24 protein-coding genes are annotated in these 22,997 nt (G+C 70.6%); 16 read left to right on the forward strand and 8 right to left on the reverse strand.

The genetic code is table 11. From position 1 onward, the window contains the following. Positions 1-119 precede the first annotated feature (119 nt). The 10 genes from VE614_RS32450 to VE614_RS32495 all read left to right on the forward strand — a co-directional run bounded on the left by VE614_RS32450 (position 120) and on the right by VE614_RS32495 (position 8,567). Positions 120-557 carry a hypothetical protein gene (locus VE614_RS32450; RefSeq protein WP_324945539.1) on the forward strand — a complete coding sequence of 146 codons (438 nt, stop codon included), beginning with the start codon at positions 120-122 and terminating at the stop codon, positions 555-557. A gap of 225 nt (positions 558-782) precedes the next feature. After that, complete coding sequence (atpB, locus tag VE614_RS32455) at positions 783-1,604, forward strand: F0F1 ATP synthase subunit A (protein ID WP_324945541.1); 822 nt, start codon at positions 783-785, stop codon at positions 1,602-1,604. Positions 1,605-1,681: 77 nt separating this feature from the next. After that, the gene (locus VE614_RS32460; RefSeq protein WP_030042676.1) at positions 1,682-1,918 is read left to right on the forward strand and encodes an ATP synthase subunit C; all 237 of its coding nucleotides are present in this window, start codon (positions 1,682-1,684) and stop codon (positions 1,916-1,918) included. Positions 1,919-1,962: 44 nt separating this feature from the next. Continuing rightward, on the forward strand, positions 1,963-2,511 hold the full coding sequence (locus tag VE614_RS32465; RefSeq protein ID WP_324945548.1) for a F0F1 ATP synthase subunit B: 549 nt from the start codon (positions 1,963-1,965) through the stop codon (positions 2,509-2,511). Continuing rightward, positions 2,508-3,323: a F0F1 ATP synthase subunit delta gene (locus tag VE614_RS32470; protein WP_324945551.1), complete on the forward strand. Its 816-nt coding sequence runs from the start codon at positions 2,508-2,510 to the stop codon at positions 3,321-3,323. Before VE614_RS32465 ends, VE614_RS32470 begins: the two co-directional genes overlap by 4 nt. Before the next feature lie 148 nt (positions 3,324-3,471). After that, positions 3,472-5,079: a F0F1 ATP synthase subunit alpha gene (atpA, locus tag VE614_RS32475; RefSeq protein ID WP_324945554.1), complete on the forward strand. Its 1,608-nt coding sequence runs from the start codon at positions 3,472-3,474 to the stop codon at positions 5,077-5,079. Between the two features lie 21 nt (positions 5,080-5,100). Next, on the forward strand, positions 5,101-6,018 hold the full coding sequence (locus VE614_RS32480; RefSeq protein ID WP_324945557.1) for a F0F1 ATP synthase subunit gamma: 918 nt from the start codon (positions 5,101-5,103) through the stop codon (positions 6,016-6,018). Continuing rightward, positions 6,018-7,454, forward strand: a complete 1,437-nt coding sequence (atpD, locus tag VE614_RS32485) for a F0F1 ATP synthase subunit beta (protein ID WP_324945560.1) — start codon at positions 6,018-6,020, stop codon at positions 7,452-7,454. Before VE614_RS32480 ends, atpD begins: the two co-directional genes overlap by 1 nt. Before the next feature lie 129 nt (positions 7,455-7,583). After that, positions 7,584-7,958, forward strand: coding sequence for a F0F1 ATP synthase subunit epsilon (locus VE614_RS32490; RefSeq protein WP_324945563.1), 375 nt, complete (start codon positions 7,584-7,586; stop codon positions 7,956-7,958). Positions 7,959-8,120: 162 nt separating this feature from the next. Further along, positions 8,121-8,567: a DUF2550 domain-containing protein gene (locus VE614_RS32495; RefSeq protein ID WP_324945566.1), complete on the forward strand. Its 447-nt coding sequence runs from the start codon at positions 8,121-8,123 to the stop codon at positions 8,565-8,567. Between the two features lie 84 nt (positions 8,568-8,651). On the opposite strand, the gene VE614_RS32500 is transcribed toward VE614_RS32495, so the two are convergent. From VE614_RS32500 to VE614_RS32510, 3 genes are all read right to left on the reverse strand, one after another. After that, the gene (locus VE614_RS32500; protein WP_324945568.1) at positions 8,652-10,490 is read right to left on the reverse strand and encodes a glycoside hydrolase family 18 chitinase; all 1,839 of its coding nucleotides are present in this window, start codon (positions 10,488-10,490) and stop codon (positions 8,652-8,654) included. A 135-nt stretch (positions 10,491-10,625) separates the two neighbouring features. Next, the gene (locus tag VE614_RS32505) at positions 10,626-11,267 is read right to left on the reverse strand and encodes a response regulator transcription factor (protein WP_324945571.1); all 642 of its coding nucleotides are present in this window, start codon (positions 11,265-11,267) and stop codon (positions 10,626-10,628) included. Continuing rightward, positions 11,264-12,454, reverse strand: a complete 1,191-nt coding sequence (locus VE614_RS32510) for a sensor histidine kinase (RefSeq protein WP_324945575.1) — start codon at positions 12,452-12,454, stop codon at positions 11,264-11,266. Before VE614_RS32510 ends, VE614_RS32505 begins: the two co-directional genes overlap by 4 nt. Positions 12,455-12,606: 152 nt before the next feature. On the opposite strand from VE614_RS32510, the gene VE614_RS32515 reads away from it, so the two are divergent. Then, positions 12,607-13,227, forward strand: a complete 621-nt coding sequence (locus VE614_RS32515; protein WP_324945578.1) for a hypothetical protein — start codon at positions 12,607-12,609, stop codon at positions 13,225-13,227. On the opposite strand, the gene VE614_RS32520 is transcribed toward VE614_RS32515, so the two are convergent. From VE614_RS32520 to VE614_RS32530, 3 genes are read right to left on the reverse strand one after another with little or no spacing between them, the layout of a single operon-like run. Beyond that, complete coding sequence (locus VE614_RS32520) at positions 13,153-13,725, reverse strand: cob(I)yrinic acid a,c-diamide adenosyltransferase (protein ID WP_324945581.1); 573 nt, start codon at positions 13,723-13,725, stop codon at positions 13,153-13,155. The two genes, VE614_RS32515 and VE614_RS32520, sit on opposite strands and share 75 nt — an antisense overlap. A gap of 20 nt (positions 13,726-13,745) precedes the next feature. Further along, on the reverse strand, positions 13,746-14,495 hold the full coding sequence (locus VE614_RS32525; protein WP_324945585.1) for an ABC transporter permease: 750 nt from the start codon (positions 14,493-14,495) through the stop codon (positions 13,746-13,748). Between the two features lie 8 nt (positions 14,496-14,503). Then, positions 14,504-15,286 carry an ABC transporter ATP-binding protein gene (locus tag VE614_RS32530; RefSeq protein ID WP_324945590.1) on the reverse strand — a complete coding sequence of 261 codons (783 nt, stop codon included), beginning with the start codon at positions 15,284-15,286 and terminating at the stop codon, positions 14,504-14,506. 82 nt (positions 15,287-15,368) lie between these two features. Between VE614_RS32530 and VE614_RS32535 the strand changes: the two genes are divergently transcribed. The 4 genes from VE614_RS32535 to VE614_RS32550 all read left to right on the forward strand — a co-directional run bounded on the left by VE614_RS32535 (position 15,369) and on the right by VE614_RS32550 (position 20,311). Beyond that, positions 15,369-16,010, forward strand: a complete 642-nt coding sequence (locus VE614_RS32535; RefSeq protein WP_324945593.1) for a helix-turn-helix domain-containing protein — start codon at positions 15,369-15,371, stop codon at positions 16,008-16,010. A gap of 126 nt (positions 16,011-16,136) precedes the next feature. After that, positions 16,137-16,985: a 3-hydroxyacyl-CoA dehydrogenase family protein gene (locus VE614_RS32540; protein ID WP_324945596.1), complete on the forward strand. Its 849-nt coding sequence runs from the start codon at positions 16,137-16,139 to the stop codon at positions 16,983-16,985. A gap of 175 nt (positions 16,986-17,160) precedes the next feature. Next, positions 17,161-17,484 (forward strand): STAS domain-containing protein, encoded by a 324-nt coding sequence (locus tag VE614_RS32545; RefSeq protein WP_324945599.1) that lies wholly within the window; start codon positions 17,161-17,163, stop codon positions 17,482-17,484. A gap of 250 nt (positions 17,485-17,734) precedes the next feature. Further along, positions 17,735-20,311 (forward strand): ATP-binding protein, encoded by a 2,577-nt coding sequence (locus VE614_RS32550; protein WP_324945602.1) that lies wholly within the window; start codon positions 17,735-17,737, stop codon positions 20,309-20,311. 70 nt (positions 20,312-20,381) lie between these two features. Here the strand turns inward: VE614_RS32550 and nucS are convergent, their stop codons facing one another. Next, positions 20,382-21,053, reverse strand: a complete 672-nt coding sequence (gene nucS, locus VE614_RS32555; protein WP_324945605.1) for an endonuclease NucS — start codon at positions 21,051-21,053, stop codon at positions 20,382-20,384. Positions 21,054-21,304: 251 nt separating this feature from the next. On the opposite strand from nucS, the gene VE614_RS32560 reads away from it, so the two are divergent. After that, positions 21,305-21,697, forward strand: a complete 393-nt coding sequence (locus VE614_RS32560; protein ID WP_324945608.1) for an SCO5389 family protein — start codon at positions 21,305-21,307, stop codon at positions 21,695-21,697. Between the two features lie 117 nt (positions 21,698-21,814). Here the strand turns inward: VE614_RS32560 and VE614_RS32565 are convergent, their stop codons facing one another. Beyond that, the gene (locus VE614_RS32565) at positions 21,815-22,843 is read right to left on the reverse strand and encodes an LLM class flavin-dependent oxidoreductase (protein ID WP_324945611.1); all 1,029 of its coding nucleotides are present in this window, start codon (positions 22,841-22,843) and stop codon (positions 21,815-21,817) included. Positions 22,844-22,997 lie beyond the last annotated feature (154 nt).

A 22,997-nucleotide genomic window follows, 5' to 3' on the forward strand; every position in this document is an offset into this window, starting at 1 on the left:
CGGACAGAGCCGAAGGACCGTAGTGCGACGGTCCCTTCGCGTGAGGTTCGCTCTCACCCCCGGGACTACGCTCGTCCATGACGACACCCCTGCCCCCCTGCGAAAGCGGAGTTGCCGCCATGCCGTCCAACGACGTCCGGATCCTGGCCCAGGCCGCTGTGCCCACAGCTGCCGTCGGCGCTGTAGCCGCCGTCGTCAGTGGCGTGGTGGCCGGCGGCAAGGGGGCCGTGGGCTCCGTCGTGGCCGCCCTGGTGACGATCCTCTTCATGGGTCTCGGCCTGTACGTGCTTCAGCGCACTGCCAAGTCGCTTCCGCACCTGTTCCAGGCGATGGGCCTGATGCTCTACGCGGCGCAGATTCTGCTGCTGTTCATCTTCCTCGCCGCCTTCAAGAACACCACGCTGTTCAATCCGCGGGCCTTCGCGATCACGCTGATCGCGACCACCCTCGTGTGGATCGGCTCGCAGACGGTCGCGCACATGAAGTCCAAGATTCTTTACGTCGAACCGGACTCCTCCGAGGGCAGCAGGCCCGAGAAGACGGGTCCGTCGTCGTGAGGGGTAGGGCCGGGATAAAGACGCGTTCGACAAGCTGCTATCGTCCGGTGCCAACTGCGGCACTGCGGGCGCGGGCATCCGAGCTGACGCCTGTTCCATCGCGAGGCTCGACGCCGAACCGCCGCCCCCACCCCAGAAACACCAGTCCAGTGCCGAACCGCGGCCGCGCGCCGCGCCGACACAACGAGGTTGCCGTACCCATGCGCCACGCTGAAGGAGCCCGCGGTGAGTGCTGACCCGACGCAGGTGCTCGCCTTCGAGACCGACTGCCACATCTTCGACGGCTGTGGCTTCCCGGCTCCCGGCCTGCACTCGTTCCTGTTCGAGCCCCTCTGGGGCGACGCGGACAGCAACCTGTACTTCAACAAGACGATGCTGCTGGCGCTGCTCGGCTCCATCATCGTCATCGGCTTCTTCTGGGCTGCTTTCCGCAAGCCGAAGGTCGTGCCGGGCAAGCTGCAGATGGTCGCCGAGGCCGGTTACGACTTCATCCGGCGCGGCGTCGTCTACGAGACCATCGGCAAGAAGGAAGGCGAGAAGTACGTCCCGCTGGTCGTCTCGCTGTTCTTCTTCATTTGGATGATGAACCTCTGGTCGATCGTCCCGGTCGCCCAGTTCCCGGTGACCTCGATCATCGCCTACCCGGCGGTGCTCGCCGCTATCGTCTACGTCCTGTGGGTGTCGCTGACCTTCAAGCGGCACGGTTTCGTGGGCGCGTTCAAGAACTTCACGGGCTACAACAAGGAGCTCGGCCCGGTTCTGCCGCTGGCCATGACCATTGAGTTCTTCTCGAACCTGGTCGTCCGTCCGTTCACGCACGCGGTGCGACTCTTCGCGAACATGTTCGCGGGCCACACCCTGCTGCTGCTCTTCACGATCGCCAGCTGGTACCTGCTGAACGGCATCGGCATCGCCTATGCCGGCGTCTCGTTCATCATGGTCATCGTCATGACGGCCTTCGAGCTCTTCGTCCAGGCCCTTCAGGCGTACGTCTTCGTGCTCCTGACCTGCACCTTCATTCAGGGCGCGCTCGCCGAGCACCACTGAGCACCCGCCACTTTCGAACCCCGCAGACGTCCGGTGGCCAACCCCCACCGGTCCTTGAAAGAGAAGGAAGAACTGGCATGTCTACTCTTGCCGCTGTCACCGGTGACCTCAAGGCCCTCGGCTCCATCGGCTACGGCCTTGCCGCCATCGGCCCCGGCGTGGGCGTCGGCATCATCTTCGGTAACGGTACGCAGGCGCTCGCCCGCCAGCCCGAGGCGGCCGGCCTGATCCGTGCCAACCAGATCCTGGGCTTCGCCTTCTGTGAGGCGCTCGCCCTGATCGGTCTGGTTATGCCGTTCGTCTACGGCTCCTGATCACCTCAGGCTGACGACCAGCAACCCAGACGAAAGGCAACGACATGAGCCAGCTGCTCATCCTGGCGGCTGAGGGGGAGGCCGAGAACCCCCTCATCCCGCCGATCCCTGAGCTCGTCATTGGCCTGCTCGCCTTCGTCATCGTCTTCGGCTTCCTCGCCAAGAAGCTCCTCCCGAACATCAACAAGGTTCTGGAAGAGCGCCGCGAGGCCATCGAGGGCGGTATCGAGAAGGCCGAGGCCGCCCAGACCGAGGCCCAGAGCGTCCTTGAGCAGTACAAGGCCCAGCTCGCCGAGGCCCGGCACGAGGCCGCGCGTCTGCGCCAGGAGGCGCAGGAGCAGGGTGCCGCGCTCATCGCCGAGATGCGCGCGGAAGGCCAGCGGCAGCGCGAGGAGATCGTCGCCGCCGGTCACGCCCAGATCGAGGCCGACCGCAAGGCCGCCGCGTCCGCGCTGCGCCAGGACGTGGGCAAGCTGGCCACCGACCTGGCCGGCAAGCTCGTCGGTGAGTCCCTCGAGGACCACGCCCGGCAGAGCCGCGTCATCGACCGCTTCCTCGACGAGCTCGAGGAGAAGGCCGAGGCCGGCCGATGAACGGAGCGAGCCGCGAGGCCCTGGCAGCCGCACGTGAGCGTCTCGACGCGCTGACGGACAGCACGTCCGTGGACGCCGGACGTCTCGCCGACGAGCTGGCCGCCGTCACCGCGCTGCTCGACCGCGAGGTGTCGCTGCGTCGGGTCCTCACCGACCCGGCGCAGGCCGGTGAGGCCAAGGCCGAGCTGGTCCAGCGGCTGATCGGTGGCCAGGTCGGCGGGGAGACCGCTGATCTGCTGGCCGGTCTGGTGCGCTCCCGCTGGTCGCAGTCGCGCGACCTGGTGGACGCGCTGGAGGAGCTGGCGGCCACCGCCGACCTCACCGCCGCCCAGCAGGCGGGCACGCTCGACAACGTCGAGGACGAGCTGTTCCGGTTCGGCCGGATCGTCTCCGGCAGCACCGAGCTGCGCGCCGCGCTGACCGACCGCAAGGCCACCGCCTCGGCCAAGAGCGAGCTGCTGCGCAGCCTGCTCGGCGGCCGGACCGCCGCGACCACCGAGCGTCTGGTGAAGCGCCTTGTGACCGCGCCGCGGGGACGTAGCCTGGAAGCGGGACTGGAGTCCCTGTCCAAGCTCGCCGCCGAGCGCCGGGACCGCATGGTCGCCGTCGTCACGTCGGCGGTTCCGCTGAGCGACCCGCAGAAGCAGCGCCTGGGCGCCGCTCTCGCGAAGCTCTACGGCCGCCGGATGCACCTCAACCTGGACGTGGACCCCGAGGTCCTCGGCGGGATCCGGGTGCAGGTCGGCGACGAGGTCATCAACGGCTCCCTCGCGGACCGCATCGGCGACGCCGAGCGCCGCCTGGCCGGCTGACGACGACGCGGCGGCGGCGACCGCCGCGGCAACTGAACACGCAGTATGTACTTACGGCCCTGGTTGGGCCGTGCAGAGGATTCCTGGGGGTCGCCCCCAGACCCCCAAAGTGAAACTTCGGGCCCAACAAGGAGAGCAGGGAACCCAGATGGCGGAGCTCACGATCCGGCCGGAGGAGATCCGGGACGCGCTGGAGAACTTCGTCCAGTCGTACAAGCCGGACGCGGCCTCGCGCGAGGAGGTCGGTACGGTCACCGTCGCCGGCGACGGTATCGCCAAGATCGAGGGTCTGCCCTCGGCCATGGCGAACGAGCTGCTGAAGTTCGAGGACGGCTCCCTCGGTCTCGCGCTGAACCTGGAAGAGCGCGAGATCGGTGCCGTCGTCCTCGGCGAGTTCAGCGGTATCGAGGAGGGGCAGCCGGTCACGCGCACCGGCGAGGTCCTCTCCGTCGCGGTCGGCGAGGGTTACCTCGGCCGCGTCGTCGACCCGCTCGGCAACCCGATCGACGGCCTCGGCGAGATCGAGACGTCCGGTCGCCGCGCCCTCGAGCTGCAGGCCCCCACGGTCATGCAGCGCAAGTCGGTGCACGAGCCGATGGAGACCGGCTACAAGGCCGTCGACGCCATGACCCCGATCGGCCGTGGTCAGCGTCAGCTGATCATCGGCGACCGCCAGACCGGCAAGACCGCCCTGGCCGTCGACACGATCATCAACCAGCGTGACAACTGGCGCACCGGCGACCCGAAGAAGCAGGTCCGCTGCATCTACGTCGCCATCGGCCAGAAGGGCTCCACCATCGCGTCGGTCCGCCGCGCGCTGGAGGAGAACGGTGCGCTGGAGTACACGACCATCGTCGCCGCCCCGGCGTCCGACCCGGCCGGCTTCAAGTACCTCGCCCCCTACACCGGCTCGGCCATCGGCCAGCAGTGGATGTACGAGGGCAAGCACGTCCTGATCATCTTCGACGACCTGTCGAAGCAGGCCGACGCCTACCGCGCCGTGTCGCTGCTGCTGCGCCGTCCGCCGGGCCGCGAGGCCTACCCGGGCGACGTCTTCTACCTGCACTCCCGCCTGCTGGAGCGCTGCGCCAAGCTCTCCGACGAGATGGGTGCCGGCTCGATGACCGGTCTTCCGATCGTCGAGACCAAGGCCAACGACGTCTCGGCGTTCATCCCGACCAACGTCATCTCCATCACCGACGGCCAGTGCTTCCTGGAGTCGGACCTGTTCAACGCCGGTCAGCGTCCCGCGCTGAACGTGGGTATCTCCGTCTCCCGAGTCGGTGGTTCCGCGCAGCACAAGGCGATGAAGCAGGTCTCCGGCCGTCTGCGTGTGGACCTCGCCCAGTTCCGTGAGCTGGAGGCGTTCGCCGCCTTCGGTTCCGACCTGGACGCCGCGTCCAAGGCGCAGCTGGAGCGCGGTCAGCGCATGGTCGAGCTGCTGAAGCAGGACCAGTACCAGCCGATGTCGACCGAGGACCAGGTCGTCTCCGTCTGGGCCGGCACCACCGGCAAGATGGACGAGGTTCCGGTCGCCGACATCCGCCGCTTCGAGAAGGAGCTGCTGGAGTACCTGCACCGCAAGGAGCAGGGCCTCATGACCTCCATCCGGGAGGGCGGCAAGATGTCGGACGACACCCTGCAGGCCATCGCCGACGCCATCGCCGCGTTCAAGAAGCAGTTCGAGACCTCGGACGGCAAGCTGCTCGGCGAGGACGCTCCGGCGGCCCCGAAGGCGACCAGCGCCTCCAAGTGACGTAAGGAAGGGACCTGACTCATGGGAGCCCAGCTCCGGGTCTACAAGCGTCGCATCCGATCCGTCACCGCGACCAAGAAGATCACGAAGGCGATGGAGATGATCGCCGCCTCGCGCGTCGTCAAGGCGCAGCGCAAGGTGGCGGCCTCCACGCCGTACGCGGACGAACTGACCCGCGCGGTCACCGCGGTCGGCACCGGTTCCAACACCAAGCACCCGCTGACCACGGCCGCCGAGACGGTGACCCGGTCCGCGGTGCTGCTGCTGACCAGCGACCGCGGTCTGGCCGGCGCGTTCAACTCCAACGCCATCAAGGCGGCGGAACAGCTGACCGAGCGGCTGGAACGCGAGGGCAAGCAGGTCGACACGTACATCGTCGGCCGGCGCGGTGTGGCCCACTACAACTTCCGTGAGCGCACGATCGCGGAGTCGTGGACCGGGTTCACCGACGAGCCGTCGTACGCGGACGCCAAGAAGGTCGCGGCCCCGCTGATCGAGGCCATCCAGAAGGACACGGCGGACGGCGGCGTGGACGAGCTCCACATCGTCTTCACCGAGTTCGTCTCGATGATGACGCAGACGGCGCTCGACGCGCGCCTGCTGCCGCTCAGCCTCGAGGAGGTCGCGCAGGAGTCGTCCGCCAAGGGCGAGATCCTGCCGCTGTACGACTTCGAACCGTCGGCCGAGGACGTCCTCGACGCGCTGCTGCCGCGGTATGTCGAGAGCCGGATCTACAACGCGCTGCTCCAGTCGGCCGCTTCGAAGCACGCCGCCACGCGGCGCGCGATGAAGTCGGCAACCGACAACGCGGGCGAGCTGATCAACACGCTCTCCCGTCTTGCCAACGCGGCCCGCCAGGCCGAAATCACCCAGGAAATCAGCGAGATCGTCGGTGGCGCGAGCGCCCTGGCCGACGCGACCGCGGGGAGTGACAAGTAATGACCACCACTGCTCAGACGGCCACGGCGACGGGCCGCGTCGCGCGGGTCATCGGCCCGGTCGTCGACGTGGAGTTCCCCGTCGACGCGATGCCGGAGATCTACAACGCGCTGCACGTCGAGGTGGCCGACCCGGCCAACGCCGGCGAGAAGAAGACGCTGACCCTGGAGGTCGCCCAGCACCTGGGTGACGGCCTGGTCCGCGCGATCTCGATGCAGCCCACCGACGGTCTGGTCCGCCAGGCCCCGGTCGTCGACACCGGTGACGGCATCACCGTCCCGGTCGGCGACTTCACCAAGGGCAAGGTGTTCAACACCCTCGGTGAGGTGCTGAACACCGACGACAAGTACGAGGGCGAGCGCTGGTCCATCCACCGCAAGGCCCCGAACTTCGACGAGCTCGAGTCGAAGACCGAGATGTTCGAGACCGGCGTCAAGGTCATCGACCTGCTGACCCCGTACGTCAAGGGCGGCAAGATCGGTCTGTTCGGCGGCGCCGGTGTCGGCAAGACGGTGCTCATCCAGGAGATGATCTACCGCGTCGCCAACAACCACGACGGTGTGTCGGTGTTCGCCGGTGTCGGTGAGCGCACCCGTGAGGGCAACGACCTCATCGACGAGATGAGCGAGTCGGGCGTCATCGACAAGACCGCGCTGGTCTTCGGTCAGATGGACGAGCCCCCGGGCACCCGTCTGCGCGTGGCCCTGGCCGGTCTGACCATGGCGGAGTACTTCCGCGATGTGCAGAAGCAGGACGTGCTGTTCTTCATCGACAACATCTTCCGCTTCACCCAGGCCGGCTCCGAGGTGTCGACCCTGCTCGGCCGTATGCCCTCCGCGGTGGGCTACCAGCCGAACCTGGCCGACGAGATGGGTCTCCTCCAGGAGCGCATCACCTCGACCCGCGGTCACTCGATCACCTCGATGCAGGCGATCTACGTCCCCGCGGACGACCTGACCGACCCGGCCCCGGCCACCACCTTCGCCCACCTCGACGCGACGACGGTTCTGTCCCGTCCGATCTCCGAGAAGGGCATCTACCCGGCCGTGGACCCGCTGGACTCCACGTCCCGGATCCTGGACCCGCGCTACATCTCGCAGGATCACTACAACACCGCCATGCGGGTCAAGAACATCCTGCAGAAGTACAAGGACCTCCAGGACATCATCGCGATCCTCGGTATCGACGAGCTGGGCGAGGAGGACAAGCTCGTCGTCCACCGTGCCCGTCGCGTGGAGCGCTTCCTGTCCCAGAACACCCACGTCGCCAAGCAGTTCACCGGCGTGGACGGTTCGGACGTGTCCCTCGACGAGTCGATCACCGCGTTCAACGCGATCTGCGACGGCGAGTACGACCACTTCCCGGAGCAGGCGTTCTTCATGTGCGGTGGTATCGAGGACCTGAAGAAGAACGCGAAGGAGCTGGGCGTCTCCTGAGCCTCGCGCTCACGGTGAGCCTCGCGCTCACCACCGAGGGGGCGGGCACGTCCCGCCCCCTCATCCACGCCCACTAGACTTGTAACCAACACCCGGCAGTCCCGCCGGGTGGTGACCCGAGGAGCCACCTTGGCTGCTGAGCTGCACGTCGCGCTGGTCGCGGCCGACCGAGAGGTCTGGTCCGGCGAGGCCACCCTGGTCGTCGCGCGCACCACGTCCGGCGACATCGGCGTCATGCCCGGTCACCAGCCGCTGCTCGGTGTGCTGGAGTCGGGCCCGGTGACCATCCGTACGAGTGATGGTGGAACGGTCGTCGCCGCGGTGCACGGCGGTTTCATCTCGTTCGCGGACAACAAGCTGTCCCTGCTGGCCGAGATCGCCGAGCTGTCGGACGAGATCGACGTCCAGCGCGCCGAGCGCGAGCTGGCGCAGGCGAAGGCGGAGGGCGACGAAGCCGCCCAGCGCCGCGCGGACGTCCGACTGCGTGCGGCGGCGGCGCGCTGACCCCGAGGGTCGCTCCCGGGCCGTCTAGGCTCTGGGGGAGCGCCGAGTAGTGACGTCACTCAGCCGCGGCCGGCACCGGAGCAATCCGGAGCCGGCCGCGGCTGAGGCAGATATAGAGGTTTTTTCCGTTCCGTTACCTAGGAGACGAGGAGGTCGGTGCCGATGGTCCTCGCTCTGACTGTGTGCGGAATCGTCGTCGCCCTTGTGGTGCTGGGGCTGTTCGTCTTCGGTCTGCGGCGCCGGCTCATCCAGCGTTCCGGCGGCACCTTCGACTGCTCCCTGCGCTGGGACGCCCCGGAGCGGGGCGGCACCGGCGGCAAGGGCTGGGCCTATGGCGTGGCCCGCTACAACGGCGACCGGGTCGAGTGGTACCGGGTCTTCTCGTATGCTCCCCGCCCGCGTCGGCTGCTGGAGCGTTCGGCGATCGAGGTGGCCGGCCGTCGGCTGCCGGACGGCGAGGAGGAGCTGGCGCTGCTGTCCGACGCGGTGATCCTCGCCTGTCTGCACCGGGGTACGCGTCTTGAGCTGGCCATGAGCGAAGACGCGCTGACCGGATTCCTCGCGTGGCTTGAGGCGGCCCCGCCCGGACAGCGGGTGAACGTGGCGTAGCCACGTTCACCCGCTGGGTGGGGGTCCCCCGGACGGAGTCCGGGGGGAGCGTCGATGCCGCGTAGGTGATTACTTCGTGAGGGCTTACTTCAGCCCGTTGGCGATGGCGCTCACCAGCTCACCGTTGCTGGTGTCGCCGCTGAACTCCCAGAAGAAGGCGCCGCCGAGGCCCTGGTTCTTGGCCCAGGTCATCTTCGTGCCGATGGTGGCCGGGGTGTCGTAGGACCACCAGTTGGTGCCGCAGTGCGCGTACGCGGTGCCGGCGATGGTGCCGGTGGCCGGGCAGGCGGTCTTGAGCACCTTGTAGTCCTCGATGCCCGCCTCGTAGGTGCCGGGCGCGGCGCCGGTCGCGGTGCCGCCGGGGGCGGACTGGGTGACGCCGGTCCAGCCGCGGCCGTAGAAGCCGATGCCGAGCAGCAGCTTGGCCGCGGGAACGCCCTTGGCCTTGAGCTTGGCGATCGCGTCGGCCGAGTTGAAGCCGGCCTGCGGGATGCCGTCGTACGAGGTGAGCGGGGAGTGCGGGGCGGTCGGGCCGGTCTTGGCCCAGGCGCCGAAGTAGTCGTACGTCATCACGTTGTACCAGTCGAGGTACTGCGCGGCGCCGCCGTAGTCGGCCGCGTCGATCTTGCCGCCGGACGAGCCGTCACCGGTGATGGCGGCGGTGACCAGGTAGTTCGGGCCGAACTCGGCGCGCAGCGCCTGCATGAGGTTCTTGAACGCGGCCGGTCCCGAGGTGTCGCAGGTCAGGCCGCAGGCGTTCGGGTACTCCCAGTCGATGTCGATGCCGTCGAAGACGTCGGCCCAGCGCGGGTCCTCGACCAGGGCCTTGCAGGACTTGGCGAAGGCGGTGGCGTTGGCCGCGGCCTGGCCGAAGCCGCCGGAGTAGGTCCAGCCACCGAACGACCACAGCACCTTGATGTGCGGGTACTTGGCCTTCAGCTGGCGCAGCTGGTTGAAGTTGCCGCGCAGCGGCTGGTCCCAGGTGTCGGCGACGCCGCTGACGGACTGGTCGGCCGTGTAGGCCTTGTCGGTGGCGGCGTAGGCGTCGTCGAGGAGGCACTGGCCGTTCTTGACGTTGCCGAACGAGTAGTTGATGTGGGTGATCTTCGAGGCGGAGCCGGAGGTCACCAGGTTCTTGACGTGGTAGTTGCGGCCGTAGACGCCCCACTCGGTGAAGTAGCCGAGGTTGATCTTGGCGCCGGGCTGCGGGCCGGGGTCGGTGGAGCCGCCGGTGGTGCGCACCGCGACGGCGCCGCTGACCGGGCCGGTCTGGTCGGCGGTGTCGCGGGCCTGGACGGTGTACGAGTAGTCGGTGCCGGCGGTGAGGCCGGTGTCCGTCCAGCTCGTTCCGGTGACGGTGGCGACCTTGGTGCCGCCGCGCAGGACGTCGTAGTTCTTGACGCCCTTGTCGTCGGTGGCCGCGCTCCAGGTGAGTTTCACCGAGGTGTCGGTGACGCCGGAGGCGGCCGGGGTGCCGGGGGCGCTCGGCGGGTTGTCGCCGGGGACGGACGGGCCGCCGTCACAACTGCCGCCGTTGAGCTTGCAGTTGGCGGGGGAGCCGGTGCCGGTGCCGTTGAAGCCGAAGGTGACGGAGGCGCCGGGGGTGAGGGTGCCGTTCCAGGCCTTGTTCTTGGCGGTCCAGTGGGTGCCGGCGGAGGTGATGTCGGCGTCCCAGCCGGAGCTGACGGACGTACCGGAGGGGAAGTCCCATTCGACCGTCCACGAGCTGATGGTGGTGGTGCCGGTGTTCTTCACCGTCCACCTGCCCTCGAAGCCGCTGCCCCAGTCCGAGGACTTGACGTAGGTGGCGGTGGCAGATGCGGACGCTGCGGCGGCCTGGGTGGGGCCGGCGAGCCCGACCAGTCCGGCGAAGGGGAGCAACAGGGTCGCGAACCCTGCCGCGGCTCTGTGTCTGAAGCGCATGCTGCGCCTCCTTTGTGGGGATGTCGGGGCGGGCGTGACTGAGCCTTCACGCCCACGGTGCGGCGAGAATAGAAAGGTCTGGACCATAGGTCAATAGGTCTGGACCACTACCCGCCAGCCGCCTGCGGCAACCCGTCAGACCCCCAACTCCTGCGCGAGCACCGCCGCTTGCACCCGGCTGCGCAGCTCCAGCTTCCCCAGCAACCGGCTGACGTGCGTCTTCACCGTCGCCTCCGCCATGTCGAGCCGCTCGGCGATGGCCGCGTTCGACAGCCCCTCACCGAGGCACGACAACACCTCCCGCTCCCGCCGGGTGAGCTGCTCCAGCACCACCGGATCCGCCTTCGGCTCCCGCGCCGGCCCGGCGGCGAACTCGGCGATGAGCCGCCGGGTCACCGCGGGGGCGATCAGCCCCTCCCCGCGCGCCACCGTCCGCACCGCCGCCAGCAGATCCCTCGCCTCGGTGTTCTTCAGCAGGAACCCGGCCGCGCCCGCGCGCAGCGCACCGAACACGTACTCGTCCAGGTCGAAGGTGGTCAGCACCAGCACATCGGCCAGCCCCTCGGCCACCACTCGCCGGGTCGCCGACACCCCGTCCAGGCGCGGCATCTGCACATCCATCAGCACCAGGTCGGGCCGCAGCTCCCGGGCCAGCGCCACGGCCTGCTCACCGTCCGCCGCCTCGCCGACCACCTCGATGTCGGGGGCGCTGCGCAGGATGAGCACCAGCCCGGCGCGGACGGCGGACTGGTCCTCCGCGACCAGGACACGGATCATGCGGGGTCTCCTTCGACGGTGGGAAGTGTCGCGCGTACGGCCCAGATCTTGCCGTCCGGCGCGTCCTCGGGCCCGGCCTCCAGCGTGCCGCGCAGCAGCGTGGCCCGCTCCCGCATGCCGACGAGACCGGCCCCCGAGCCGGGGGCGCGGGGCGCGTCCCGCTCGCCGTACGGGCTGGTCACCGTGATGGCGAGCGAGCCGTCCCGCTGCGCGAGGGCCACGACGACCGGCCCGGGGCCGGCGTGCTTGAGGGCGTTCGTCAGGGACTCCTGGACGATGCGGTAGGCGGCCAGCTCCACCGGCGCGGGCAGCGAGCCGTCGTGCCCGGCGCGCAGGGTGACGTCCAGGCCGTTGGCGCGGGCGGTGTCCACCAGGGCGCCGAGGCCGTCGAGAGTGGGCGCGGCGGACGGCTCGGTGCCGGCGCCGGCGTCCCGCAGGATGCCGATCAGGCGGCGCATCTCGGCCAGGCCCTCGACGCTGTTCTCGCGGATCACCCCGAGGGCCTGCCGGGTGGTGTCCGGGTCGTCGAGGGAGAGCGCGGCCGTGGAGTGGATGGCGATCGCGGAGAGGTGGTTGGCGACCATGTCGTGCAGCTCCCGCGCCATCCGGGCCCGCTCGGCGCCGACCGCCTGGACGCGGTCCATCTCGGCCAGCAGCGCCGTCTGTTCGGCGCGCAGCCGGGCCGCCTCGGCGGCGTCGCGGTGATTGCGCACGATCAGGCCGGTGGAGGCGGGCGCGAACGACACGATGGCGACGCCCGCGCCGATCAGCAGCGCCTCGGGCACCCGCCACGCCGCGTACGAGGCCACGGTGGCGACCACCGACAGCAGCCCCGTGATCCAGGGGATGCGGCGGGCCGAGGCGGGCGTGCCGTACAGCACGGCCGCGTACATGACGTCGGTGTACATCACCAGCGTGGCCAGGCTGCCCTGGGTCAGGGTGTCCAGCGTCAGCGCGGCGGTGGCGGTCAGCAGTGCGGTGCGCGGCGCGGCCCGCCGCATCAGCTCGCATCCGGCGATCACCACGAGCGGCACCAGGAGCGGCCAGGGGCCCGGGAAGAGCACGATCGGTTCGCCCTTCGGCCGGGTCGCCAGACCCATGCCCCACAGCAGCAGCCCGCCCAGCAGCCCGGCGAGCGCGACGTACGCGTCGAAGCGGTGCGGGCGGGGGAGTCGCGGGGCGGCCATGCCCCCATCCAACACGGCACGCGCCGCGCTCGCCTGATTCCCGGGAAGGGTCCGCGACTGCATCTTTCGATGTACCGCGAGTTCGTCACCGGCGACGACGATCCGCGCCGCTTTCGCCGGGAGCCTGGAAGGGTGACCGAAAGGAGCACGTCGTGATCGTCGCGTTGATCATCGCCTGCGAGGTGGGCTTCTGGGTGCTGCTGGCGCTGGGCCTCGCCGTCCGCTACCTGCTGAAGCGGCGCAGGACGAGTGCCGTGCTGCTGCTGTGCGAGCCGGTCCTGGAGCTGGTGCTGTTCGCGGCGACGGCGATCGACCTGAAGAACGGCGCGGAGCCGGGCTGGGAGCACGGCGTCGCGGCGCTGTACATCGGCTACACGGTGGCCTACGGCCACTACACCATCCGCTGGCTGGACGGCCACGCCGCGCATCGCCTCGCCGGTGCGCCGAAGCCGGTGGGCGCCCCCCGCTACGGCATGCCCCGCGCCCGGCACGAGGCCCGGCTGTGGCTGCGGACGCTGCTGGCCGCGGCCGTCGCCTGCGCACTGCTGCAGGGCGCGGTCTGGTACGTCGGCGACGACGGTGACATCTCGTCCCTGCGCGCCTTCCAGTGGGTGGCGCTGCGGGCCGCCGGCATCCACGGCCTGGTCGCGCTCGCCTACTTCGTCTGGCCGAAGAAGGCTCCGGCGGGGGAGGAGGACTCAGCGCTCCCCGCCCGGGACCCAGAGCACGTCCCCGGTCTCCTTGTTCGCCGTACGGGCAAGGATGAACAGTAGGTCGGACAGGCGGTTGAGGTAGGTCGCGGTGAGCGGGTTCATCGTCTCGCCGTGCACCTCCATCGCCGCCCAGGTGGAGCGCTCGGCCCGGCGGACGACGGTGCAGGCCTGGTGGAGGAGGGCCGCGCCCGGGGTCCCGCCGGGGAGGATGAACGAGCGCAGCTTCTCCAGCCGCTCGTTGAAGCGGTCGCAGTCCGCCTCCAGCCGGTCGACGTAGAACTGCTCGACCCGCAGCGGCGGGTACTCGGGGTTCTCCACCACCGGTGTCGACAGGTCCGCGCCCACGTCGAACAGGTCGTTCTGCACGCGGGTGAGGACCGCGACGATCTCCTCCTCCAGGTTCCCCAGCGCGATCGCCGTGCCGATCACCGCGTTCGCCTCGTTGGCGTCGGCGTACGCGGAGATCCGCAGATCGGTCTTGGCGACCCGGCTCATGTCGCCGAGGGCGGTGGTGCCCTGGTCGCCGGTCCTGGTGTAGATGCGCGTCAGATTGACCATGCGGCCAGCGTAGTGACCCGCTATGCCCCCGCGGTACGGAAGACCCGTGTGCCCACCGTCACGGAGAGGGCGGCCATGCCGACGGCCACCAGCACGCCGTACAGCATGTGCGCGGTCGCGTAGTGCCCGACGTAGGCGTCGCGCATCGCGTCCACGAGGTAGCGGAACGGCACGAAGTGGGAGAGCACGTCCAGCCAGGCCGGTCCGAGGCTCATCGGCAGCATCAGGCCGGACAGCAGCATGGAGGGCATGCTGACGGCGTTGATCAGCGGCCCGAACTCCTGCGGGCTGCGCACCTTCATCGCCACCGCGTACGACAGCGAGGCGAGCGACACGGTCAGCAGGGCGACGAAGCCGAAGCCGATCAGGACGCCGGCGAGCGGTGCCCGCAGTCCCATGACGAGGGCGGCCAGCACCAGGAGCACCGCCTGGAAGACGAACACGGTGGTGTCCCGCAGCACCCGGCCGAGCAGCAGCGCGAGCCGGCTGACCGGGGTCACCCGCATGCGGTCGACGACGCCCTGGCCGTTCTCCACGATGATCATGAAGCCGGCGAACAGCGCGCCGAACAGCCCCAGTTGCATCAGCAGGCCGGGCACCAGCACCTGCCAGGAGCTGCCGTCCCCGCCGAGTGGCAGATCGGTCAGCAGCGGACCGAAGAAGAGCAGATAGAGCAGCGGCATCAGCACGCCGAAGAGCAGGGCGAAGCGGGAGCGCAAGGTCTGCCGGGCGTAGCGCCCGTAGATCAGCGCGGTGTCGTGCAACAGCATCGGGGCTCCTAGACGGCGACGGGGGCGGTGTCGGCCGGGGCGGCGCTGCGGCCGGTGATGGCGAGGAAGGTGTCCTGGAGGGTGGCGTCGACCGAGCCGCCGTACGTCAGCTTCAGCGCGGCCGGTGTGCCCTCGGCCGCCACCACGCCCCGGTCGACGATCACCAGGCGGTCGGCGAGGGCGTCCGCCTCGTCGAGGTAGTGGGTGGTCAGGAAGACGGTCGTGCCGTGCTCGTCACGCAGCCGGCGGACCAGGTCCCAGAGGCCGGCGCGGCTGCCGGGGTCGAGTCCGGTCGTCGGCTCGTCGAGGAAGAGGACGCGGGGGCGGTGGGTGAGCGCCATCGCGATGTCGAGGCGGCGGCGCTGGCCGCCGGAGAGGGCGCCGGCCCTGCGGTCCAGCAGGCCGGTGAGGCCCAGCTCGCCCGCCAGCTCCTCGGCTCGCTCGTGGGCCCGGGCCTTCGTCAGCCGGTACAGCCGGCCCTGGGTGACCAGTTCCTCGCGGACGGTGATCTGCCCGTCGACGCCGCCGGACTGGGCGACGTAACCGCAGGCCCGACGCACTCCGACGGGGTCGCCGACCAGGTCGCAGCCCGCGACGGTGGCCGCGCCTCCGGTCGGCTTCAGCAGGGTGGTCAGCATCCGCAGGGTGGTGGTCTTGCCCGCCCCGTTCGGGCCGAGGAAGCCGAGAATCTCGCCTTCGCGGACGGCGAGGTCGATACCGCGCACGGCCTCCACGGGGCCGTGTCTCGTCTGGAAGGTACGGGCCAGCCCGGCCGTACTGATGATTGCCATGGCCCCAGAAAAACAGAGTCACTGAAATTTTGCAATGGCCCCAACTTTTCAGCGGCACCAGGGAAGCCGGTAGCATGCGGGCATGGCCGAGGGACTCAGGGAACGGAAGAAGCGGCAGACCCGGCAGTACATCTCCGATGTCGCCACGGGCCTGTTCATCGAGCGCGGCTTCGACGCCGTCACCGTCGCGGAGATCGCCGAGGCCTCCGACGTCTCCGTCAACACCGTCTACAACTACTTCCCGGCCAAGGAGGACCTGTTCCTCGACCGCTCCCGGGAGGTCGTCGACCGGCTCTCGCGCTGGGTGCGCGGCCGGCGTGACGGCGAGTCGGCCGCCGGTGCGGTGCTGCGCGAACTGCGCGACGAGGTCGAGGCGGTCTCGCCCCGCATGGGGCTCATGGAGGGCTATGCCCGGTTCATGACGGTGATTCATGACTCGCCCGCTCTGCGCTCCCGGCTCTGGGCGATCGGCCAGGAGGTCGTCGACAACCTGGAGGCCACCCTGCGCGAGGAGACCGGCGCCGCGCCCGACGACCCGATGCCCGGCCTGATCGCCGGTCAGGTCAACTGGCTGCACCAGACGGTGATGGCGGACATCGGCCGCCGCATGATGGCGGGCGGCAAGCCCGCCGAGGTGTCACGCGAGGTACTGCTGCTGCTCGACGAGATGGCGGAGCTGTTGAGCGAGAAGGTGCTCAACTACGCCGTACGAGGCGCCGCATGACCCCTGCCGGTGTGATGTCCGTCATGTGAGACGTGACGCGCGTTACTTACCGGTCACACAGCCCCTCGCGAACGCTAGTGTCCGCCCGAGAGGAACAAGGACAGCGCGTATCAGGGGAGTCGCACAGTGGCACGGAAGCTCGCCGTCATCGGGGCCGGTCTCATGGGATCCGGCATCGCCCAGGTCTCCGCCCAGGCGGGCTGGGACGTCGTTCTGCGCGACGTCACCGACGAGGCGCTGCGGCGCGGCACCGACGGCATCAAGGCGTCGTACGACAAGTTCGTCGCCAAGGGGAAGCTGGCGGCGGACGCCGCCGAGGCCGCCCTCGGCCGGATCACCGCCACCACCGACCTGGACGCCGTCGCCGACGCCGACATCGTCGTCGAGGCCGTCTTCGAGAAGCTCGACGTCAAGCACGAGATCTTCCGCGCCCTCGACAAGCTGACGAAGGACGAGGCGGTCCTCGCCTCCAACACCTCCGCCATCCCGATCACCAAGATCGCCGCCGTCGTCGAGCGCCCCGAGCGCGTCGTCGGCACCCACTTCTTCTCGCCGGTCCCGATGATGCAGCTCTGCGAGCTGGTGCGCGGCTACAAGACCAGCGACGAGACCCTCGCCACCGCGCGGGAGTTCGCCGAGTCCGTCGGCAAGACCTGCATCGTCGTCAACCGCGACGTGGCCGGCTTCGTCACCACCCGGCTGATCTCGGCGCTCGTCGTCGAAGCCGCCAAGCTGTACGAATCGGGCGTCGCCAGCGCCGAGGACATCGACCTCGCCTGCAAGCTGGGCTTCGGCCACGCCATGGGACCGCTCGCCACCGCGGACCTGACCGGCGTCGACATCCTGCTGCACGCCACCGGCAACATCTACACCGAGACCCAGGACGAGAAGTTCGCCCCGCCGGAGCTGATGCGCCGGATGGTTGACGCCGGTGACATCGGGCGCAAGAGCGGGCAGGGCTTCTACAAGCACTGAAACGGCACTCGCCCCGGAAGCATCACACCTCGGGGTGAATTCGGTATCGGTTCGCTTACAAACAGCAACCGCATCGCCGCAGAAGCAGTCAGACGGTGCAGGCCACCGTCCTTCCGACGTTGCACCGCCACCGTCATCGTCATGGAGTACCTCACCGAACGCACGGGGAGCGCATATGCACATCAGGGGCGACCACGCCGAGGTGGTCGTCGGGGGCCGCCTCGACGTCCGCAGCGCGGCGGACGCCCGTGCGGTTCTGCACTCGGCCGTCGACGACGGGGCCGGCGACCTCGTCCTCGACCTGTCCGAACTGGACTCCTGGGACGCCACCGGGCTCGGCGTGATCATGGGTGCCCACCGGCGGGCCGGCCGCTGCGGCCGCCGGCTGGTGCTGCGCGGCGTACCGCCGCAGATGCAGCGCCTGCTGGTGGCCACCCGGCTGCACCGGATCCTGGCGATCGAGGGCGGCATCGGCGTGGAGTCCCTGCCGCGCGTGTGACGGCGCACACCGGGTACCCAGAGGCGGACGTTCCGGTCTCGAATCGCACGTCGCGCGCAATCCGCTGAGACGGTGACGTCTCGGACGGCACGGTACCCCGGGCTGTCATGGATACTGAGCCACGGTTTAAGGTTCGGTCGCCCGCTGTCCGATCCACCCTCGAGCGGGCCCGGACCAGAAGCGACAGCGCGGTGTGCGACACGGCCGGGAGGGGCCGTCCGCACTCGACGCTTTTGGGGGGCTTGAACCTATGGACCCGAACACCCGGGGACCCGAGGACCACGGCCATGACGGCGCAGGCCACGCGCCGCGCCAGCGCCCGCCCAGGGACCCGCTCACACCCGACTTCGGACAGCACGCGCCGGCACTCGCCCGCACGGTCCAGCTCGTCTCCGGTGACTACCTGCTCACCGTCAATCCCGTCGACGGCAGCGAGATAGAACTCTGCCCGCCCGCCGAACGCCCCGGCCGGCCGCGCAAGCTGACCGCCGCCGAACGCGCCGGGAGCGACCGCGCGGCCCGCCCGCCGGCGCCGCCCGGACCCACCCTGCCCGAACTGCCTCTGGTCGGCCGCGAGGAGGAGCGCGAACGCCTCGTCCGGCTGCTCGCCCGCGGCCGTTCGGTACGCCTCACCGGCCCCGGCGGCTCCGGCCGCACCCTGCTCCTCGACACCGTCGCCGAGGACTGCGCGGACCTCGCCCCCGACGGGGTGATCCGCCTCAGCGGCTACCACCGCACCGCCGGCGAACTCCTCCAGGAACTGTTCCACGCCGTCCACGAGGCACCCCTGCACCGGCCGGAACGGGACGGACTGCTCGAAGCCGTCCGGGAGATCGGCGCCGTCGTCGTCCTCGACGACATCGAGTTCGGCGGCGCCGCCCTGGACGAGCTGCTGGACGCCACCCCCGAGTGCGCCTTCCTGATCAGCGCCACCCCCGACGTGCCCGCGCCGTCCGCCGAGTCCGCCGTGGAGGAGGTCTCCCTCGGCGGCCTCGACCGCGCCGGCGGCCTGGACCTGCTGCGGCACGCCGTCGGCCGCCCCCTCACCGAGGACGAGGCCGGCTGGGCCGGCGACCTGTGGTTCGAGTCCGAGGGCCTGCCGCTGCGGTTCGTCCAGGCCGGCGCCCTGCTCCGGCAGCGGGACCGGCTGCGGGCCGGCGCGGACGCCTTCGACGAGTTCGGCGTCTTCCAGGAACCCCCCTTCGACGAGCCGTTCGACGCGGCCGTCGGCGACGAGATACCGCTGCCCTCCCTCGCCGAGGGCGCCGCGCCCGCCGCCCTGCTCGCCTCCCGGCTGAGCGAGTCGGCGCGCGCCACCCTGCGGTTCGCCGTCGCCCTCGGCGGCGAGGTGCCGCACCAGGCCCACCTGCCCGCCCTGGTCGGCGACACCCACGCGGACGCCGCCCTCGGCGAGCTGCTGAACTGCGCCCTGGTCAGCCCGGTCGGCGTCCGCTACCGGCTCGCCGCCGGTGTCCAGACCCAGCTGGAGGCCGCCGGATACGCCGAGGACACCCAGGACCACGCCCGCACCGCCGCCCGGCACTACGCCTGGTGGGCCGGACACCCCTCGGTCACCCCCGAGCGGGTCTGCGCCGAGGCGGACGCCCTGCTCGCCGCCCTCGGCCTCCTCGCCCCCGCCACCACCCGGCCCGACGAGGACGACGAGAGCTCCGCCGTCCGGCTGGCCCGCACCGCGGCGCCCGCCTTCGCCGCGGGCCTGCACTGGAGCGCCTGGGAGCGCACCCTGCGGGCCGGCGCGGAAGCCTCCCGGCTCTCCGGAGAGGTCGCCGAACAGGCCTACTTCCACCACGAGCTCGGCATCCTCGCGCTGTGCGAGGGCCGCTTCGACCGGGCCCGTGCCGAACTGGAGGCCTCCATCGGCCTGCGCGGCGCCCTCGCCGACAAGCGTGGCACCGTCTCCGGCCGCCGCGCCCTGGCCCTCGTCGACGACCGCACCGGCAACACCCCCGGCGTCGCTCCGGTGAGCACCGCTCCCGTGCTCGGCGCCGCCGCGGGCGACGAGGTGCCCGCCGCCCGGCACGAGGAGTCCGCCTCGCCGCCCGGCGGCGCCCCGGCGGCCCCGATCCCGTTCCCGTCGCTGCCGCGCCCCGCCGACCCCGGCACGCTCGTCACCCACCACCGATCCACGGCGGGCGGTACGGCACCCCGGGGCGGCCTGGCCGGGCTGCGCGGGCTCGCCCGGCGCAACCTGGTCGCGGCCGGTGCGGGCGCGCTGCTCGTGGCGGTGCTCGGCACGGTGGTGACGCTCGGCGCCACCTCCGGCAACGACGCCGACGCCCCGGCCGACCAGGTCGGGGGCAACCCGTCGGCCAGTCAGGGCGTGGGCGACGACAGCCTGGGCGCCGACGAGGCGGACCGCGACGGCGACGGCGCCCCCGACACCGGCAGCGCCACCAGCCGCCCCACCGACCCGGGCCCCGACGGCACCTTCGGCACGGCCGACGACCCGACGCCGACGGCCTCGGCGACCGGCTCGGAATCGGGCCGGCCGTCGGACGACCCCAGTGGCACCCGGGACCCGGGCGGCGACCCGTCCGGCACGACGAAGCCGCCGTCGTCGACGACCAAGCCGCCGTCGTCGACCAAGCCGCCGACCGAGACGACGAAGCCGCCGTCGGAGACGCCCACGGAGTCGGAGACGCCGACCGAAACGCCCACGACTCCCACGGAGACGCCGACCACCGCCCCCTCGGACACTCCGTCCACCTCCGACTCCGCGAGCGCCCCCACCGAGTCCAGCAGCTCGGCGAGCGCCCCGGAGAGCGGCGACCCGAGTTCGCCCCGCAGCACCGAGTCGGTGATCTGAGGTACGGGACATGTGAAGGGCCGGGTCCGCGCGGACCCGGCCCTTCACATGCGGAGGAGGAGAAGAACGCTCAGAACAGCCGCAGCTTGTCGTCCTCGATGCCGCGCAGCGCGTCGTAGTCCAGGACGTGGCAGCCGATGCCGCGGTCCGTGGCGAGGACCCGGGCCTGCGGCTTGATCTCCTGCGCGGCGAAGATGCCGCGCACCGGCGCCAGATGGGGATCCCGGTTCAACAGCTCCAGATAACGGGTGAGTTGCTCCACGCCGTCGATCTCGCCACGCCGCTTGATCTCGACCGCGACGGTCTGTCCCTCCGCGTCCCGGCACAGGATGTCGACGGGGCCGATGGCCGTCATGTACTCGCGGCGGATCAGCGTGTAGCCCTCGCCGAGCGTGTCGATGCGGTCGGCGAGCAGTTCCTGGAGGTGCGCTTCCACTCCGTCCTTGATCAGGCCGGGGTCGACGCCCAGTTCGTGCGAGGAGTCGTGGAGGACTTCCTCCATGGTGATGATCAGCTTCTCGCCCGCCTTGTTGATGACGGTCCACACGCCCTCGTCCTCGCCGCTGCCCTCCTTCAGCGTGCAGGGCGGCGACATCCAGTTGAGGGGCTTGTACGCCCGGTCGTCCGCGTGGATGGAGACACTGCCGTCCGCCTTCACCAGGATCAGACGGGGTGCCGAGGGGAGATGGGCGGTGAGCCGGCCGGCGTAGTCGACCGAGCATCGGGCAATGACGAGACGCATGGTCGGCAACGCTACTCGACGCCCCGGGCGGTACGCGATTCGCGTCCTGTTTATCCGGAACACTCGTGTTCGGTCGTGGCCGATTGTGTGCCTACTGGGATCCGCCTGTATCCGCATTCTCCTGGTGCCGTCACCGTCCGTTGCCTACCGTAGTGAACGGGAGGTCGCGACGCGTGTACTCAGGGTGTCCGTATCGCGCTCCCCTATCTGTCCGGCAACCCCTGCTGGTCGGGGGTGCGAGAGGAGTACCCATGTCGCTCGACGTCTCACCGGCCCTACTCGAACAGGCCGAGCGAGGCGAGGTCGACGAAGCTGACTTCGTCGACTGCGTCCGGACCTCCCTGCCCTACGCGTGGGAGATGATCAGCTCCCTGGTGGCCCAGCTGAAGGTGGACGGCGGCCAGTTCGCCGACAACCAGACGCCCCCGCCGGACGAGCAGGCACGCGGTCAGCTCCTGCGTGCGCTCGCGAGTGACGCCATCCGCGGTGCGCTGCAGCGGCACTTCGGTGTGCGGCTCGCCTTCCAGAACTGCCACCGGGTGGCCGTGTTCCCGCTGGACGCCTCGGTGGACGAGACGCTGACCCGCTTCACCTCGGTGCGCAGCCAGCTGCTCAACCAGTCCCCGGAGCTTCGGGACTGCTGACGCGGTGGGCCGGCCTCAGCTTGCCGCTCCCGCCCATGGGAGGTGCGATCTCTATCGGGGCGGCAAGCCTCCCGCGCCGCCGGCCGCCTCGTCCGGCCCGCTCGGCGTCCGGTGCGCTCAGCGCAGTTGCGGCAGCACCTCCGCGCCGAGGCGGCGCAGGTTCTCCTCCGTCGCCGCCAGGTCTCCCGAGCCTTCGACCAGCAGGGCGAAACGGGAAATGCCGGTCCGCTCGCTGGTCGCCGCGAGCCGGTCGGCGCACAACCGCGGGGTGCCCACGGGGTGCAGCCCGCAGAGCAGTTCGGTGTAGGCCAGTGGGTCGCGCATCCGGCGCTCCCGGCCGTCGACCGTCACATGCGCGTCCAGGCCCTGCTTCAGCCAGCCCGGCATCGCCTTGGTCAGGGTCTCGGCCGCGTCGACGCGCCGGTCCGCGATCTGGCAGACGCCGGCGGACACATGGCCCGGGTCGGCGATCTGCTCCGCGGGCCGGCCGGCGGCCCGGGCGAGGCGGCGCCACAGGCCGGCCATCTCGGCCTTCTCCTCGTCGCCGACATGCATGCCGAGCAGCATCGGCAGTCCGCGCTCGGCGGCCGTCCGCACGCTGGCGGGGGAGGTGCAGGCGACCAGCACCTCCGGGCCGCCGGTCTCCGTCAGGGACTCCGACGGCCTCGGTACGACGGGCACCTCCCGGAAGGCGTACCGCTCCCCGGCGGCCTCGACGCGGGGTTCACGCAGCCAGCGCACCAGCAGATCGAGTGATTCCGGGAAGCCCTGCTCGTACGCCTCCAGGCCGGTGCCGAACACCTCCAGGTCGACCCACGGGCCGCCCCGGCCGACCCCGAGCGACAGCCGGCCGCCGCTGGTCACATGGAGCAGAGCGGCCTGTTCGCCCAGGGTCACGGGGTGGGTGGTGGGCAGCACGCTGACCGCCGTGCCGACCTGGATGCGCCGCGTGCGGCCGAGCAGTAACGCGGCGAGGGTGATGGCCGACGGGCAGGTGCCGTACGGCACGAAGTGGTGCTCGGCCAGCCAGACCGAGTCGAGCCCCGCCTCCTCGGAGGCCTCCGCCGCGCGGACCGCGCGGTGCAGCGCCTCCCCCTGGCCCTGACCCGGGAACTGGGCCCCCAACACGAAACTACCTACGCGCATCGCTCTTCCTGCTTCCTTGGCTCCGACACGGAGCTCCCCCACCCGGCATAACCGTCTGACACGTGCCGAGGACACGGCCCGGCCGAAGAATTGGCCGATTGTCTGCAGAATGCCTGGCCGGAGCCGGGGACTTGGATGCTTCGCCGCTTCCGCC

Source organism: Streptomyces sp., assembly GCF_035645055.1.
Classification (GTDB): domain Bacteria; phylum Actinomycetota; class Actinomycetes; order Streptomycetales; family Streptomycetaceae; genus Streptomyces.